We start from the raw sequence: 13,870 nt of genomic DNA on the forward strand, positions 1-13,870 counted from the left end.
CCTGTTCCTGAGACGAGAGCGAGATCCATGACCCGCAACGCCGACGCGTCCAAACCGCGCGCCGCCGTCCGTCACGGCAGACTCCGCAAGTCGAACCCGTTCGTCACCGTCGCGAAGATCGTCGCCGCGACGGCCGCCGTCGTCGGCGTGAGCGGCATCGCGGTCGCCGGCGTGGCAGCCCTCGACCTCGCCAACAGCGTCAAGCCCGTCGCCCACCTCGACAACGAGACGCCGGGTGCTCCGCCGCCCAACATCGGGGCGATCGAGGGCGGCGTCAACCTGCTCCTCGTCGGCAGCGACTCGGGCGACGGCAACCAGGCGTACGGCGAGCGAGACGAGAACCTCAACGACGTCACGATCCTCATGCACATCTCGGCAGACCACTCGAGCGCGACCGTGGTCAGCTTCCCGCGCGACATGTACGTGCAGATCGGCGACTGCGCCGACGGCGGCAACGGTCGCGACAAGATGAACACCGCCCTCATGTACGGCGGGGCCGACGGCGGGCTCGCCTGCGCGGTCTCCACGGTCGAGGGCATCACCGGCCTCTCCATCCCGTTCGCCGCGCAGATCGGCTTCGACGGCGTCATCTCGATGTCGAACGCGGTCGGCGGCGTGCCGGTGTGTGTCACCGAACCCCTCAACGACGCCTGGAGCGGCATCAACCTCGACGTCGGCACCCACGACCTCTCGGGCGCGTCCGCCCTCGCATTCCTCCGCTCACGTCACGGCGTCGGCGACGGCAGCGACCTCTCTCGCATCTCGAACCAGCAGGTGTTCCTCTCCTCGCTGGTCCGCACGCTGAAGAGCAGCGACACGCTCTCCGACCCGATCAAGCTCTACTCGATCGCCCGTGCCGCGCTGAAGAACGTGACGCTGTCGAGCAGCCTGAACAACATCGACACGATGGTGTCGATCGCCGCAGCGCTCAAGGACATCCCGCTCGACCGCGTCGCGTTCGTCCAGACGCCGACGGCCACGGTCGAGGGCGGGGTCGAGGCGACCTCCGATGCCGACGTGCTGTGGACGGCGCTGCAGAGCGACCAGGCCGTCGCCCTGTCCGCCACCGGCAAGTACGTCGTGACCGACCCGAACGCGCCCGTCACGCCAGACCCGGCGACGACCGATGCGGCGGCCGACCCCGCTGCGACGGCGGACCCGGCAGCGCCCGCGGACCCGTCCGCTGCCGGCCCTGTCGCCCTGCCCGACACGATCACGGGCCAGAACGCCGCGCAGAACACCTGCACGGCCGGTCGTCCGGAGGAAGACCAGTAGTCTCCGCGTGATCGGATGGGGCCGCTTCGCCGCTGGTCCCATCCGATACACTCGATCCTGGTCGTCAGCTGCGTCATCGCGGGCGATCGACCATCAGGAGGGCTGTCCGAGCGGCCGATGGAGCCAGTCTTGAAAACTGGTGGGCAGAAATGTCTCGTGGGTTCGAATCCCACGCCCTCCGCACTCCTTTCACCGCCCCGAGAGGCTCCCGCACCTCGGAGCCCAGGGCCCCGGGCTGTGCGCTTCACATGAACCCGTGGTTGAATCGACGAATGCCCCCGCATTCGACCGACATCGACGAGCCCGCCGGCGACGCCCCGGCTCGCCGAACGGCAGCTCGTGGGCCTCGCCCGAAGAAGCTCGCGACCATCGCCCGCCACGGACGACTCAAGCGCTCGAACCCGATCACGACCGGCCTGAAGATCGTCGCCTCGACGCTCGCGGTCGCGTTGGTCAGCGGTGGCATCGTCGCCGGCATCGCCCTCTGGGACGTCGCCGCGACCGTGAAGCCCGGCGTCGCGCTCGTCGACTCGCAGGGTGAGGCGGTCACCGACCTGCCCGCGATCGGAGCGTATCCGGGTGGTGTCAATCTCCTCATCGTCGGTAGCGACTCGCGCGCCGGTCAGGACCCCGTCTTCGGTGATGCCGAAGAGGAGACGGGCAACCTCAACGACGTCACGATGCTCGTGCACATCTCCGAGGACCACAGCAACGCGACCGTGGTCAGCTTCCCGCGCGACATGTTCGTCCCCATCCCGTCCTGTCCTGACCCGTCCGGCGGCTCGTTCGACTCGATGAGCCGGCAGAAGATCAACACTTCGCTCAGCTACGGCGGGCTCGCCTGCACGGCGCTGACGGTGTCGCAGCTCACCGGGCTCGAGATCCCGTTCGCCGCAGAGGTCCAGTTCAGTGGCGTGATGGCCATGTCGACCGCGCTCGGTGGGGTGACGGTGTGTGTCGCCGACCCGATCGAGGACGAGTACACGAACACCTTCCTCTCGGCTGGCGAGCACACGCTCGAGGGCTATGAGGCACTGCAGTTCCTCCGCACCAGGCACGGTGTCGGCGACGGCAGCGACCTCAGTCGCATCAGCAACCAGCAGGTGTTCCTGTCGGCGATGATGCAGCAGGTCAAGAGCGCCGAGACACTGACCAATCCTGGAATCCTCTACTCCCTGGCCAAAGCGGCGGCGAAGAACATGCAGCTGTCCGACAGCCTGACGAGCCTCGACACGATGATCGCGATCGCCATGACGCTCCGTGAGGTCGACCTCGCGAACATCGCGTTCGTGCAGTACCCGAACGCCGCCGTGGAGGGTGGCGTCGAGCCGATCGACGATGCGGCGACCGCGCTGTTCGAGGCGCTCGGCAACGACCAGCCCATCCAGCTCTCGGGCGCGACCGGCGCCGGTGCGGTGGCGAACCCGACCGACCCGACCGCGGTAGACCCGGCCGAGGGTGCAGATGCAGGAGCCGACCCGGCCGCGACGGCTCCGCCTGCCGATGCGACCGACCCCTCCGCCGGTGGTGCAGTGGTCCTTCCGTCGACCGTGACCGGCCAGACCGCCGACCAGCGCACCTGCTCCCGCGGTCGCACCCTCGACAACCAGTAGGCGTCCCGGTCCCGCTCCGACGCCGGTCTTTCAGCGAGCGCAGAAGTGGCCGCCCCGGTCCCTGTCCTCCGACAGACTCAGGAACCAGAGTCCCGGTCACTGAGCTTGTCGAAGTGTCGAAGGGTGTCTCGGACCCGGGGATTCGTCACCACGCCCATCTCCGGTTATGCTGGTCGTCGTGCGTCCGCTTGCGAGCGCACATGGAGACGTCGCATAGTTCGGCCTAGTGCACCACCCTGCTAAGGTGGAGTCCCCGTAAGGGGACCGCGGGTTCAAATCCCGCCGTCTCCGCACTGGATCTCAGCTCGAAACCCTCGGTTCGCCGGGGGTTTCTGCGTTGCAAGACGCTTGGCGGAATCGCCAGCGCGGTGCGCTGACGTCACCGCGCCTCGCACGCGTGAGCGCGCCCCTCCGGAGACCCGCGCCCGCGACTGTGACCCGCGCTCACGTCAGCGCACCGCGCTGGGGAATCCACCAGGTGGCGGTGAGCTCAGTCGCCGAAGTTCGTGTACGGTGCGCCGATGCTCTCGATGAGGCTGTCGGGATCCTGCGCGGAAATGAAGACGGAGTACGTGTGCTCGTTGCCTTGGTCGTCGGTACCGACCGGTGTCTCCGCCACCGAGATGCTGAAGTGACGTCCGCCGTTCGCATCAACCTGGTCGGGGTGCTCCGGATAGCGCTCACGGACGGTACTGACCGATGCTCCGACCACCGTCCCCTCGATGGACCGGAAATCGACCTCGCCGAGGGCCGACGCCGTCACGGTAACCGACCAGTCAGGGACGAACTCGCTGCCGTCGCCCTGGCTGTCGAAGATGCTGATACCCGCCCATTGATAGGCGGTGTTCGGGATTTTGCCCGTCGAGTTGTCCGCGAGGACGGGTTCCTGTCCGAACAGGTTCGTGAGCCTGGCGCGCGCCTCCTCCGACGGGTCGTCGTAGGCGAAGCTCTCCAGTGGTGTCCCGGTCGTATCGACGAGTTCGAGTGCCAGCGGGCCGACGACGATGGCGACGACGTCCTCAGCAGGAGTGGCAGTCGGTTCCGGCGTGGCCGACATGGTCGGGGAACCGATGGGCGTACCGGTGGGTGCCGGTGCACTCGGCGCGCAGCCGGTGAGTGCGACTCCGAGCGCGATGACGATTCCGACAGCTGCAGACCGTGTGCGTTTCCCCATCGGGCCAGTCTAGGAGCCCGAACGCGAGCAGCCAGGGCGTTACGCGCCGTGCCGAGCGTGTCCGGCCGAGTCGCCAGCGCGGTGCGCTGACGTCACCGCGTCCCGCACGCGTGAGCGCGCCCCTCCGGAGACCCGCGCCCGGGGCTGTGACCCGCGCTCACGTCAGCGCACCGCGCTGGGGAATCCACCAGGTGCCGGGGCGGGGTGGTCAGGCGGAGCGACGGAGCTCGCCGTGGTGGCGGAGTTCGCGGAGGATGCCGAACGAGCCGGCGTAGTGCTCTTCGGTGAGCGTGTTGAGCGCGGCGAGCGTCCCCCGGTCGAGTCCGGATCGGACCGCGATCGACTGCAGCTCACGGCGGGAGATCGGGAAGTCCACGGTCCTGAGGAGGGTCTTGAGGTCGGTGAAGCCCGCTGTCACAGGCGGCTCCACCGTGTCGGGGTAAGGTCTGGCATCCATGTCCACATTGTCGGTAGCACCCCCTGAAAAGGCGACAGTCGGACGCCGTTCTGGCGCAAGAGGGCGCTAGCCTGACGTGAAATGATGCGAGGGAGCGGCACCGTGCCCGACGACCGCGACACCGGGACGCCGGCCCCGACGGGCCTCGCGTCCGCAGCCGTCGAGTTGCTGCGCGTCCCGCTCAGTGGCTTCGTGGCGGAGCGCAAACGCCTGGCCGTCGCAGCGCGCGACGACGGGGACGACGAGCTGGCGACGGCGATCCTCGCGCTCCGAAAACCGTCGGTCGCCGCCTGGGCGCTCAACGTGCTGACGGCGCACCACCCGGACCTCCTCGGCGAACTGGAACAGCTCGGCTCCGCGCTCGGCGACGCTCAACGCTCAGGGGACGCCGCAGCGCTCCGCACGCTCGGCACCGAACGTCGCTCGCTGATCGCGACGCTCGTCACCGCCACTGTCGAGTCCGCCGCGGCAGAGGGGGCGTCCCTCTCCGGAGCGGTGATCGAGACCGTCCGCCAGAGCCTGCAGGCGGCGAGTGCCGACGCCGACCTCGCCGCGCAGGTGTCGTCCGGTCGACTGACCGACGCCCCGACCTCGAGCGGAGCGGGCTGGGGTGGTGTCGTCGGCGGGATCGGTTCCCCCGGTAGGCGCTCCACCGCCGACGGGTCCGTTGGGACGCGGGGCGACGGAGACGGCGACCATTCCGGCGAAGACGACGACCGACGCCGACGCCTTCGGGCCCGGCTGGAGGCGGCCGAGCGCGACGAGGAGGCAGCGTCCAGCGCGAGTGAGGAGGCGACCGCCTTCCTGGACGAGTCGGCGGTCCGGCGATCGGGACTGCAGCGTGACCGCGAGGACCTCGCGCGGCGGCTCGAGGAGCTCGACGCGGACATCGCCGACGCCGATCGCGAGTGGGCCCGACGCCAACGAGAGGCTGACCGGGCGCAGCGTGCGAGCGACGCCGCACACGAGGACGTCGAGCGTCTGCGGAGCGCGCTCGAGGACTGAGTCACCGAGCTGATCGAGTCACCGCGGTGCCGAAGCCCCGCCGCGACCGATCGCCGCTCGAATGTTCCGGCGCACGCACCATGCGGCACGCGCCTAGACTCACCGTGTGGGTGAAGTGCGACAACCGGAAGCATCGCGGCGGCGACGGACACAGCAGCTGGAAGCGGAGCGTTTCGAAGGCATGCCGATCCTCGCTGACGTCCCGCAGCACGATCGGCTGAGCCTCGTCGCCCCCGATCTCGCGTGCACGATCTGCACCGCGACCCTCGAGCTCGGCGACCGCGTGTTGCGCTGCCCCGCCGGTCACAGCTTCGACATCGCCCGGCAGGGGTACGCCTCGCTCGTCGTCGGCGGTCGGACGCCGAAGACCGGCGACACGCAGGAGATGGTCGCGGCCCGCGCAGCGTTCCTCGAGGCCGAGCACTACGAGCCGATCGCGGACCACGTCGCCACGACCCTGCCGCTCGCGCGCTTCCTCCCGGACGGCTCGGTCGACGACGACAGCGCCCCGCTCGTCGTGGACATCGCCGGCGGGACCGGCTACTACCTGGGCCGGATCCTCGACGCCCGGCCGGCCTGGCGCGGGTTCGGGTTCGACCTGTCGCCGCTCGCCGCTCGTCGCGCCGCCCGTGCGCACGGACGAGCGGCAGCCGCCACGGCCGACGCCTGGGCACCCTTCCCGCTCCGGACCGCCTCGGTCGACCACCTGTTGAGCATCTTCGGCCCACGCAACGGTCCCGAGATGCGTCGGGTGCTCCGCCCGGACGGCCTGCTCACCGTCGTGACGCCGCAACCCGGTCACCTGGCAGAGCTGCGCGACCGGCTCGGCATGATCGGGATCGCCGAGCGCAAGGACGCCCGCCTCGACGCGCAGCTCGACGGGTTCGAGCTCCGCTCCCGCGACACGCTCGACTATGCCGTCGAGTTGATGCCGGAAGAGGTGCGCGACGAGGTCCGCATGGGGCCGAGCGCCCACCACCTCGACGACGACGTCTTCGAGCAGGCGATCGCCGACCTGCCCGGCTACACGACGGTCACGGTCGCCGTCACGCTCAGCGTCTTCGCGCCCGCCTGACGTCGGCCGGCCCGACACCGGCACCGCGGGACCGGCGTCAGGGCGTCGGTGGTGCGTCGATACGATGGAGGGCACTCATCGAAAGGCGCTCATGACGATCACCGCTGCCGCAGACGGCTCCGCCCTCGGCAATCCCGGACCCGCCGGCTGGGCCTGGTATGTCGACGACGATTGCTGGGCAGCCGGGGGATGGCCGCACGGCACGAACAACATGGGCGAGCTGCGCGCCGTCCTCGAACTGTTCCGCGCCACCGAGCACCTCGACGAGGACCTGCACATCCTCTGCGACAGCAAGTACGTCATCGACTCGATCACGAAGTGGATGCCGGGCTGGAAGAAGAAGGGCTGGAAGAAGGGCGACGGCAAACCCGTCATGAACCTCGAGCTCATGCAGGAGATCGACGCCGCCATCGCCGGGCGGCGCTACCGGTTCGAGTGGGTGAAGGGGCACGTCGGTCACCGACTCAACGAGGCCGCCGACATCCGCGCCCGCACGGCGGCTGAGGCCTTCCAGCGCAAGACGCCGGTGCCGGAGGGACCAGGGTGGACCGGCGCCGGAGCTGCGTCGACCCCGTCGACCCCCGAGGCCGACGTCGTCGCAGACACCGCCACAGAGACGACCGAGCCGGAGCTGTTCGCCGACCTCGAGGTGGAGGAAGAGCGCACCGCCCCCGTCTTCGACGCGGAGGACGACGGCGCGCTGTTCTCACTCGACGTCGAGCCGACGTGGCACCAGCTCACCCTCGACCTCACGACCGATGAGCACGAACGCCTGGTCCGCCGGGCCCGCGAGGCCGGGACGAGCGTCCAGGAGTTCCTCCGCGGCCTCATCTGACGTCGCTTCCGAGTTCACAACTCAGGACGAACGCGGCGTGTCCCGCGTGACACGCTGCGGCAGAAGGGCGCCGCGCCGAGCGCATCCTGAATTGCGAACCGGACGGGGCGCGCGCAGGGGCAGACGACCGGGTCAGCGGGCGGCGGACTCCGGCGCGTCGTCGTCCTCGGGCACGGCGAAGCCGTAGCTCGCGTCCACGAGGATCGGCAGGTGGTCCGAGATACCGCGGCGGAGCGTCTGCACCCGGTCGATCTTGAGGCCCACGGACGTCGCGAAGTCGAAGTGCCCACGGAACATCTTGTAGCGGGTGTAGGTGCTGCGGTCGCTGAGGCTCAGGTCGTAGCCGCTCTCCTGCATCTTGGTGCCGAGGCCCTTCTGGAAGAGCGGGTAGTTGTAGTCGCCGACCATGAGCGTCGGGACGTCGCCCATCGCGTGCAGCTGCTCGTGCGCGGCCTTGATCTGGTGCCGACGCAGTGAGTTGAGCGCGGTGAGCGGGGCCGCGTGGAACGAGGCGACGATGAGTTCGCGCCCGGCCTCGACGTCGGTGAGGCGGGTGCCGATGAGGCGCTCGTGCGCCGGCGCGAGCACCATGTCGTGCAGCGACTTCTTCAGCGCGAACGTCTGCGTCGACTCGGCGGTGAACCGGTCGCGGCGGTAGTAGATCGCGAGGCCGAGCCGGTTGCGGTGGGTGCTGTCGGCGAGGTGCAGGCCGCCGAGTTCGGCGGGCAGCTGCAGAGTGTCGGCCTCCTGCAACGCGAGGACGTCGGGGCCGAACTCTTCGGTGAGTGCGACGAGCTCGCCGCTGGCCTTGTTCTTGCGGAGGTTGTAGCTGATGACCTTCATCCCAGCCTCACATTCTGTTGGCAGAGCCCAAGCCTACGGTCCTTCCCGTCGACCGGTGCTCTGGAGGGGTCCGGACGACGGTGCGTCGCCGGATGCCGACGGTCAGCTCGACGAGTCGACGACCGTGAGCCGTTGGGTGGCGCGGGTGAGCGCGACGTACCGGAGCGACAGGGCCGCGTGGCCTGTCCCGCCCAGCGCGTCGGGCTGCACGAGGACGACGCTGTCGAACTCGAGGCCCTTGCTCTCACGCGCGGTGCCGGTCCACACCCGCGCGCGATCGGCTCCGGCGTCGACGAGGAGGGCGTCGATCTCCGCCAGGAGCGAGCGGGGTGCGATGACGCCCGCGATACCGGCGTGTGCGGTGATCGCGTCGACGGCGGCGCGGACCGCCGTCGGGGCCAGCGCGGCGGGTTCGACCGTGAGCTGCACGGGCTCCTCCTCGCCGCGACGGATCGACACGGGCGCCGGGGAGTCCGGGTCGAGTTCGAGCCGGACGGGATCGGCGAGCGCCATGATCTGCTCGGGCGTCCGGTAGTTGACGGTGAGCAGCTCCTCCGTCCAGCGCGGGAGCTGGGGGCCGAGCAGCTCCTGCCAGCTGGAGCGGGTGGCGGAGGTGCTCTGCTGGTTGATGTCGCCGACGAGCGTCATCGAGCGGTTGGGGCCGCGTCGCAGGACGGCCCGCAGCAGCATGGGGGTGAGCTCCTGCGCCTCGTCGATGATGACGTGCCCGTAGACCCAGGTGCGGTCGCTCGCGGCGCGTTCAGCGGGGCTGCGGTCGTCCTCCACGGTCTGGCGGTCGGCGAGATCCTGGGCGGAACGGAGGTAGTCGTCGTCCTGGGCCTCGTCGTCGATGCTGATGTCACCGATCATCTCGAGCACACTGCGCGCGTACTCGACGTCGTGCCGGCGCTCGTAAGCGGCGCGGCGCTGCCGTTCCAGCTCGGGGCGCTGGTCCTCGCCGATGAGCTCGGCGGCCTCGTCGACGAGGGCGATGTCGCCGGGCGTGAGCCGGGCGGCCCAGTCGGTCTCACCTGCGCCGTCCGTTCCGGCGACGGGTTCGCGGAGCAGCAGGCGACGCTCCTCCTCGGTGTGGTCGGGCGCGACACGAGCCAGCAGCTCGGGGTCGGTGAAGAGACGGTCGATGATCTCGGCCGGTTCGAGGATCGGCCACATGGTGTCGAGCAGCTCCTCGACCTCGGGCTCCTCGCTCAGCTCCTGTCGACGCTCGTCGGCGTCCTCGCCCGTGCGGGGTTCGAAGCCGTCGCGCTTCGCCTCGAGCCCGATGAGATGCGTCAGCACGGCGCGGTCGAACCGCAGCTTGGCCTCGTTGTGCGGGGTGCCCGAGCGCTCGATCCCGGCCTTGATCCGGCGGAGGACGCCCGGCGTGACGCGGAGCGGGCCGTCGCCGGCGATGCGGATCGTGACCGGCTGGTCGAGCGGCACCTGACGCTCGCGGACGGCCCGGGCGACGACGTCGGCCATGCGCAGCCGACCCTTGAGTTCAGCGGCCTCGAGCGAGTCCTCCGCGTGTGCGTCGAGTCCGGGCACGAGGGTCGCCGGTGTGACGAGGACGACGGCGGTCTCGCCGAGCGACGGCAGCACGCGGCTGATGTAGTCGAGGAAGGTCGAGTTCGGGCCGACGATGAGCACGACACTGCGCATGAGTCGCTCGCGGTGCTCGTAGAGGAGGTACGCGGCACGGTGGAGGGCGACGGCGGTCTTCCCGGTGCCCGGACCGCCCTGGACGAGGAGCGTGCCGGGGAGGGGTGCCCGGATGATCGCGTCCTGCTCGGCCTGGATGGTGTCGACGATGTCCGCCATGTGCTTGGTCCGGGCGCGACCGAGGGCCGCCAGTAGCGCACCGGACTCGCCGATGCCGCTCGGCTCGTCGTCGCTGAGCATGGTCGTGTCGAGGACCTCGTCGTGGACTTCCGTGACGCGGCGACCGGCCGTGCCGATGCGGCGGCGTAGGCGGAGGCCTTCGGGGCGGAGTGGCGTCGCGGTGTAGAACGGGCGCGAGGCCGGTGCGCGCCAGTCCAACAGGAGCTGGTCGCCGCTCTCCGGGTCGCGCAGACCGATGCGCCCGATGTGGTGCCGTTCGTCGGTCTCGCGTTCGAGGAGACCGAAGAGGAGTCCGAAGCTGGACGAACGCAGCTCGACCATCCGCTGGCGGTGGTGGGCGACCAGGGCGTCGCGTTCCGAGAAGCTCGAGTCGTCGTCGCCGTCGAAGGCGCGGAGGGCGAGTTCGGAGCGTCGTTCCTCGAGGTCCGACTGCGACCGGATCACGTCGTGCAGCCGATCGAGATGGTCCTGTTCCTCGGCGATCGCGTCGTTCTGCACGGTGCTCCTTCTGGGTGTGGCGCGGTCCGTGTTCCGGGTTCACTGCGAGGACCGCACGAATACGGTAGTCGCTTTCCGGGCCCCTCACCGCCCTTGAGCGTGAGTTCCCAGAGACCTGGAGGCTGCCGTCGGGGCGCGGGGTCGGGCACCGAGCGCGGGCTGGTCGATAGGCTGACGGGCATGAGCACACCGGACGGATCGAAGCCGCAGCCCCTTGCGCCGCAGCAGGCGCACTCGCAGCAGTCGGTTCCGCCGCAGCCGTACCCGCAACAGCAGCTCCAGCCGCAGCAGTACGGGGTGCAGCCGTACGCCCAGCAGGCGCCCTACCCGCCGCAGCAGCCCTACCCGCCGCAGTACGCCATGCAGCCGTACGCGCAGCCGTATGCGCCCGTGTACCCCGCGCCCTACCCCTACCCGGCATCGCCGCCGAAGGGGCTCAGCATCTCCAGCATGGTCATCGGCCTGGTGTCGCTGTTCTTCGGGTTCACCTTTGTACTCCCGGTCGTCGGATTCGTCCTCGGCCTCATGGGGCTCCGCCGCGAGCCCGCCGGTCGCGCGATGGCCATCACGGGCGTCGTGCTCAACGGGCTGTTCCTGCTCGGCTGGGCGGCGCTCGTGCTGCTCTGGGTGTTCGTCATGGGTGGCCTACTCGCCGGCGTCGGCGGCGCGGCCTCCACGGGCATCGCCGCTTAGCCGCCGGTCAGCCGCCGAGCCATCGGTCAGCCGGCCGGGACGACCGTGCTGACCATCGATAGCACTACGGCGCCGTCGACCTCTTCGCGTTCCAGCCAGACGGCGACACTCGAGAACTCGCCCAACGACGCCACGTGGGTGCCACCGCAGGCGATGACCGCGGGGCCGCCCGGCAGCTCGCAGTGCCAGCTGCGCCGATCGGTGAGCAGCTCGCCCTCGCGATCGATCCGGACGGCGGCGCCGCTGTCCAACCAACCGTCGAGGGTGTTCCGGATGCGTGACCCGAGTACGTCGAGGTCGTCGAGGGCGGCCGGGTCGAACCCCTTCCGCCGGAGTGACTTGCCGATGCGGTAACGGTCGGTCGACGCGTTCGGAGCGATCCGCGACGACTCGCAGGCGAGCGCGTCGAAATCCGGGGCCCCGAGAGCGTCGGGGACGACCTCCTTGCGCCAGGCGTCGGCGAGCGCGGCGTTCAAGGCGAGTGATGCGAGGTGGCACCCGGTGTGCCCGGCGGAGAGCGCGTGCCGGGTGGACGCGTCCACTTCGATGCGGGCCGTCGCGCCCTGCACAGCGCTCGAGGCCGCTTCGGTGGAGACCAGGTGCGCGACGAGGAAGGCCCACCCCTCGGTGCCTTTCTTCACGGGGATGTCGGCGCCGAGGTACAGCCGGGTGCCGTCGCTCGCGGCGACGACGCAGTCGGTCACGGCGACCTCCACGGCGCTCGTGCCCGCACCGAAGGTGATGGTCGCCGTGTCGGCGGGCTGGTCGGGCCATGCTGCGTCGACCGGGTGGCAGGCCGTCTCGTCGAGCACGACGGCGAGGTGGTCGCCAGCGGGTTCGACGTGCAGCACCGTGCCCGTCGAGACGAGGGCTCCGAAGGGATAGGTGACGCGCGAGTCCGTGACGGGGAGGCTCATGTCCCCACGCTATCGCGACCGGCCCGGACGCCCGTCGGCGGCTGTCAACCCCGGGAGACCGTGGAGGATCACGTCGTAGAGTCCGAGGACACGGAGCGCGACGCGTTCCGCGGAGAGGAGTGCATCATGACGGATCAGCAGGACCAGCGTTCAAGCGACGACCTCGCGACCGGTGCGGCCGGAGCGGACCAGGAAGCCTGGGAGGGTGCCGACATCGACACCGCAGAGCTCGTGAGCTCCGACCAGACGACCGCCGGACCGGGCTCGGACGGGTCGAGTCAGACCGTCGACGGCACCGGCTCGGAGGACGCGGCTCCCGACGAGGAGCAGGCGACCGAGGAGGCCGTCGAGACGCCGGAGCCCTCGACCGAACTCGACGCGCCGCTGGCCGAGGGTGACGGTGGCGACGCCGACGGCTCGACCGATCACCAGCCCGACTCCGGGCCGGCCTCCGAGGCCACCGACGACGCCCGCGAGGTCTACGACACCGCACCCGACTGAGTCGGGCATCACGCGACCGACGGGCCGTCCTCCGTTCCATTCGGAGGACGGCCCGTCGTGCGCTGCGGGCGTCGTCGTCCTCGGGTGGGAGGGCGGCTCAGATCGGCAGGAGCGACCAGACCACCGCGAGGGCGATCAGGCCCGCGACGCCTGCGATCGCCAGCGCATTGAGCAGACGGTGCTCGACCATGATGGCGACGTACTCGCGGAGGAACGCGCTCGGCACGTAGTAGGCGGCCGTCGGGGAGCCGATCACCTGCGCGTCGCTCCCGATCGAACGTGCGAGGAGCGCCGCGCGGAGGACGTGGTAGTTGTTCGTCACCACGATCGTCTCGCCGTCCCGTCCGGCCGACTGCTGCAGGTCCCGGGAGAGCAACAGGTTCTCGCGCGTGTTCGTGGACGTGGTCTCGGGGAGCACGTCGGACGGGTCCGCGCCGTTCGCGACGAGGTACTCGGCCATGGCCGTCCCCTCCGGGCGTGGTTCGTCGTCGCCCTGGCCGCCGGATGGGATCAGGATCGGTCGCGTCCTCCCCGGTGACGTGGCCCGATAGATGCGGAGGGCCAGGTCCAGGCGACTGCGCAGCAACGGCGGGACCTCGCCGTGGATGAGGCCGGAACCGAGGACGACGAGGGCGTCGGGCGTGCGCGTGTGGCGGTAGCGGCTGTAGACGAGCGAGTACACGCCGAAGGCCGCGAAGGTCGCAGCCGCGTAGAAGCACGCGAACCCGAGCAGGAGACCCAGCGCGACGAGGACGATCGTCAGCCACGAGGGCAGGGACTGGGGGTGCGCTCCGAGGACCAGCAGCACGGCCAGCACGGGTAGGACGAGGATCGCGACCCCGGCGAACAGCGAGAGCAGGTTGCCCAGGCTGCGTCCTTCGAGGCGGAGCATCGTGATGCCGTTGCCGATGAGGAGTACCCCGAGCACGCCCACCAGCAGGACCGTGCCGAACGCGGCGAGGAGCACGGTGAACGGCGTCGTGCGTGAGGCCTCCGAGAGGAGCGCCACCAGTCCGCAGGCGATCGCGGAGACCAGGAAGACCCCGTTGCGCAGGCGGCGGGCGTCGTGGCGTCGACTCACGACGTAGAGCACCGCGAAGATGGCGGCCGGGAACAACATGATCATGCCCTCATCCTGCCCG

At 70.2% G+C, this 13,870-nt stretch carries 13 protein-coding genes and 2 tRNA genes; 9 read left to right on the top strand and 6 right to left on the bottom strand.

The features are described 5' to 3' along the window. The first annotated feature begins 27 nt into the window (after positions 1 to 27). The 4 genes from ACZZZB_RS12605 (at position 28) to ACZZZB_RS12620 (ending at position 3,179) form a co-directional block, all read left to right on the top strand. Complete coding sequence (locus ACZZZB_RS12605) at positions 28 to 1,275, top strand: LCP family protein (RefSeq protein WP_079706469.1); 1,248 nt, start codon at positions 28 to 30, stop codon at positions 1,273 to 1,275. 96 nt (positions 1,276 to 1,371) lie between these two features. Beyond that, positions 1,372 to 1,456: transfer RNA gene (locus ACZZZB_RS12610), tRNA-Ser, on the top strand. 91 nt (positions 1,457 to 1,547) lie between these two features. Beyond that, positions 1,548 to 2,888 (top strand): LCP family protein, encoded by a 1,341-nt coding sequence (locus ACZZZB_RS12615; protein WP_463529849.1) that lies wholly within the window; start codon positions 1,548 to 1,550, stop codon positions 2,886 to 2,888. A 202-nt stretch (positions 2,889 to 3,090) separates the two neighbouring features. Continuing rightward, positions 3,091 to 3,179: transfer RNA gene (locus tag ACZZZB_RS12620), tRNA-Ser, on the top strand. 199 nt (positions 3,180 to 3,378) lie between these two features. Here the strand turns inward: ACZZZB_RS12620 and ACZZZB_RS12625 are convergent. Beyond that, positions 3,379 to 4,062: a hypothetical protein gene (locus tag ACZZZB_RS12625; RefSeq protein ID WP_463529850.1), complete on the bottom strand. Its 684-nt coding sequence runs from the start codon at positions 4,060 to 4,062 to the stop codon at positions 3,379 to 3,381. A gap of 208 nt (positions 4,063 to 4,270) precedes the next feature. Next, positions 4,271 to 4,519 (bottom strand): DUF2795 domain-containing protein, encoded by a 249-nt coding sequence (locus ACZZZB_RS12630; protein WP_192019163.1) that lies wholly within the window; start codon positions 4,517 to 4,519, stop codon positions 4,271 to 4,273. 102 nt (positions 4,520 to 4,621) lie between these two features. Here ACZZZB_RS12630 and ACZZZB_RS12635 point away from each other — a divergent pair, with 102 nt between their 5' ends. From ACZZZB_RS12635 to ACZZZB_RS12645, 3 genes are all read left to right on the top strand, one after another. Beyond that, positions 4,622 to 5,524 (top strand): hypothetical protein, encoded by a 903-nt coding sequence (locus ACZZZB_RS12635; protein WP_463529851.1) that lies wholly within the window; start codon positions 4,622 to 4,624, stop codon positions 5,522 to 5,524. Positions 5,525 to 5,705: 181 nt separating this feature from the next. After that, positions 5,706 to 6,599, top strand: coding sequence for a putative RNA methyltransferase (locus tag ACZZZB_RS12640; protein WP_137244118.1), 894 nt, complete (start codon positions 5,706 to 5,708; stop codon positions 6,597 to 6,599). Between the two features lie 91 nt (positions 6,600 to 6,690). Continuing rightward, entirely contained in the window at positions 6,691 to 7,434 is a 744-nt protein-coding gene (locus tag ACZZZB_RS12645) for an RNase H family protein (protein WP_191941950.1), read from the top strand. A 132-nt stretch (positions 7,435 to 7,566) separates the two neighbouring features. On the opposite strand, the gene ACZZZB_RS12650 is transcribed toward ACZZZB_RS12645, so the two are convergent. Together ACZZZB_RS12650 and ACZZZB_RS12655 are read right to left on the bottom strand one after the other, a co-directional pair. Further along, on the bottom strand, positions 7,567 to 8,277 hold the full coding sequence (locus ACZZZB_RS12650) for an endonuclease/exonuclease/phosphatase family protein (protein WP_079706474.1): 711 nt from the start codon (positions 8,275 to 8,277) through the stop codon (positions 7,567 to 7,569). A gap of 102 nt (positions 8,278 to 8,379) precedes the next feature. Beyond that, entirely contained in the window at positions 8,380 to 10,617 is a 2,238-nt protein-coding gene (locus tag ACZZZB_RS12655) for a HelD family protein (RefSeq protein WP_463529852.1), read from the bottom strand. A 180-nt stretch (positions 10,618 to 10,797) separates the two neighbouring features. Between ACZZZB_RS12655 and ACZZZB_RS12660 the strand changes: the two genes are divergently transcribed. Further along, positions 10,798 to 11,310 (top strand): DUF4190 domain-containing protein, encoded by a 513-nt coding sequence (locus ACZZZB_RS12660; protein ID WP_463529853.1) that lies wholly within the window; start codon positions 10,798 to 10,800, stop codon positions 11,308 to 11,310. 26 nt (positions 11,311 to 11,336) lie between these two features. Here ACZZZB_RS12660 and ACZZZB_RS12665 read toward each other — a convergent pair whose 3' ends face one another. After that, entirely contained in the window at positions 11,337 to 12,227 is an 891-nt protein-coding gene (locus ACZZZB_RS12665) for an alanyl-tRNA editing protein (RefSeq protein ID WP_463529854.1), read from the bottom strand. Between the two features lie 126 nt (positions 12,228 to 12,353). Here ACZZZB_RS12665 and ACZZZB_RS12670 point away from each other — a divergent pair, with 126 nt between their 5' ends. Further along, complete coding sequence (locus ACZZZB_RS12670; protein ID WP_463529855.1) at positions 12,354 to 12,728, top strand: hypothetical protein; 375 nt, start codon at positions 12,354 to 12,356, stop codon at positions 12,726 to 12,728. Positions 12,729 to 12,825: 97 nt separating this feature from the next. Here the strand turns inward: ACZZZB_RS12670 and ACZZZB_RS12675 are convergent, their stop codons facing one another. Then, on the bottom strand, positions 12,826 to 13,854 hold the full coding sequence (locus tag ACZZZB_RS12675) for a YdcF family protein (RefSeq protein ID WP_463529856.1): 1,029 nt from the start codon (positions 13,852 to 13,854) through the stop codon (positions 12,826 to 12,828). Positions 13,855 to 13,870: the final 16 nt, after the last annotated feature.

It is taken from the genome of Plantibacter sp. AC185 (assembly GCF_979258065.1).

Excerpts from the sequence above, each read along its gene's own strand:
- ACZZZB_RS12675 (WP_463529856.1), bottom strand. The coding sequence starts at position 13,854 with ATGATCATGTTGTTCCCGGCCGCCATCTTCGCGGTGCTCTACGTCGTG.
- ACZZZB_RS12615 (WP_463529849.1), top strand. The coding sequence starts at position 1,548 with ATGCCCCCGCATTCGACCGACATCGACGAGCCCGCCGGCGACGCCCCG.
- ACZZZB_RS12605 (WP_079706469.1), top strand. The coding sequence starts at position 28 with ATGACCCGCAACGCCGACGCGTCCAAACCGCGCGCCGCCGTCCGTCAC.
- ACZZZB_RS12660 (WP_463529853.1), top strand. The coding sequence starts at position 10,798 with ATGAGCACACCGGACGGATCGAAGCCGCAGCCCCTTGCGCCGCAGCAG.
- ACZZZB_RS12670 (WP_463529855.1), top strand. The coding sequence starts at position 12,354 with ATGACGGATCAGCAGGACCAGCGTTCAAGCGACGACCTCGCGACCGGT.
- ACZZZB_RS12625 (WP_463529850.1), bottom strand. The coding sequence starts at position 4,062 with ATGGGGAAACGCACACGGTCTGCAGCTGTCGGAATCGTCATCGCGCTC.
- ACZZZB_RS12645 (WP_191941950.1), top strand. The coding sequence starts at position 6,691 with ATGACGATCACCGCTGCCGCAGACGGCTCCGCCCTCGGCAATCCCGGA.
- ACZZZB_RS12665 (WP_463529854.1), bottom strand. The coding sequence starts at position 12,227 with ATGAGCCTCCCCGTCACGGACTCGCGCGTCACCTATCCCTTCGGAGCC.
- ACZZZB_RS12640 (WP_137244118.1), top strand. The coding sequence starts at position 5,706 with ATGCCGATCCTCGCTGACGTCCCGCAGCACGATCGGCTGAGCCTCGTC.
- ACZZZB_RS12650 (WP_079706474.1), bottom strand. The coding sequence starts at position 8,277 with ATGAAGGTCATCAGCTACAACCTCCGCAAGAACAAGGCCAGCGGCGAG.
- ACZZZB_RS12630 (WP_192019163.1), bottom strand. The coding sequence starts at position 4,519 with ATGGATGCCAGACCTTACCCCGACACGGTGGAGCCGCCTGTGACAGCG.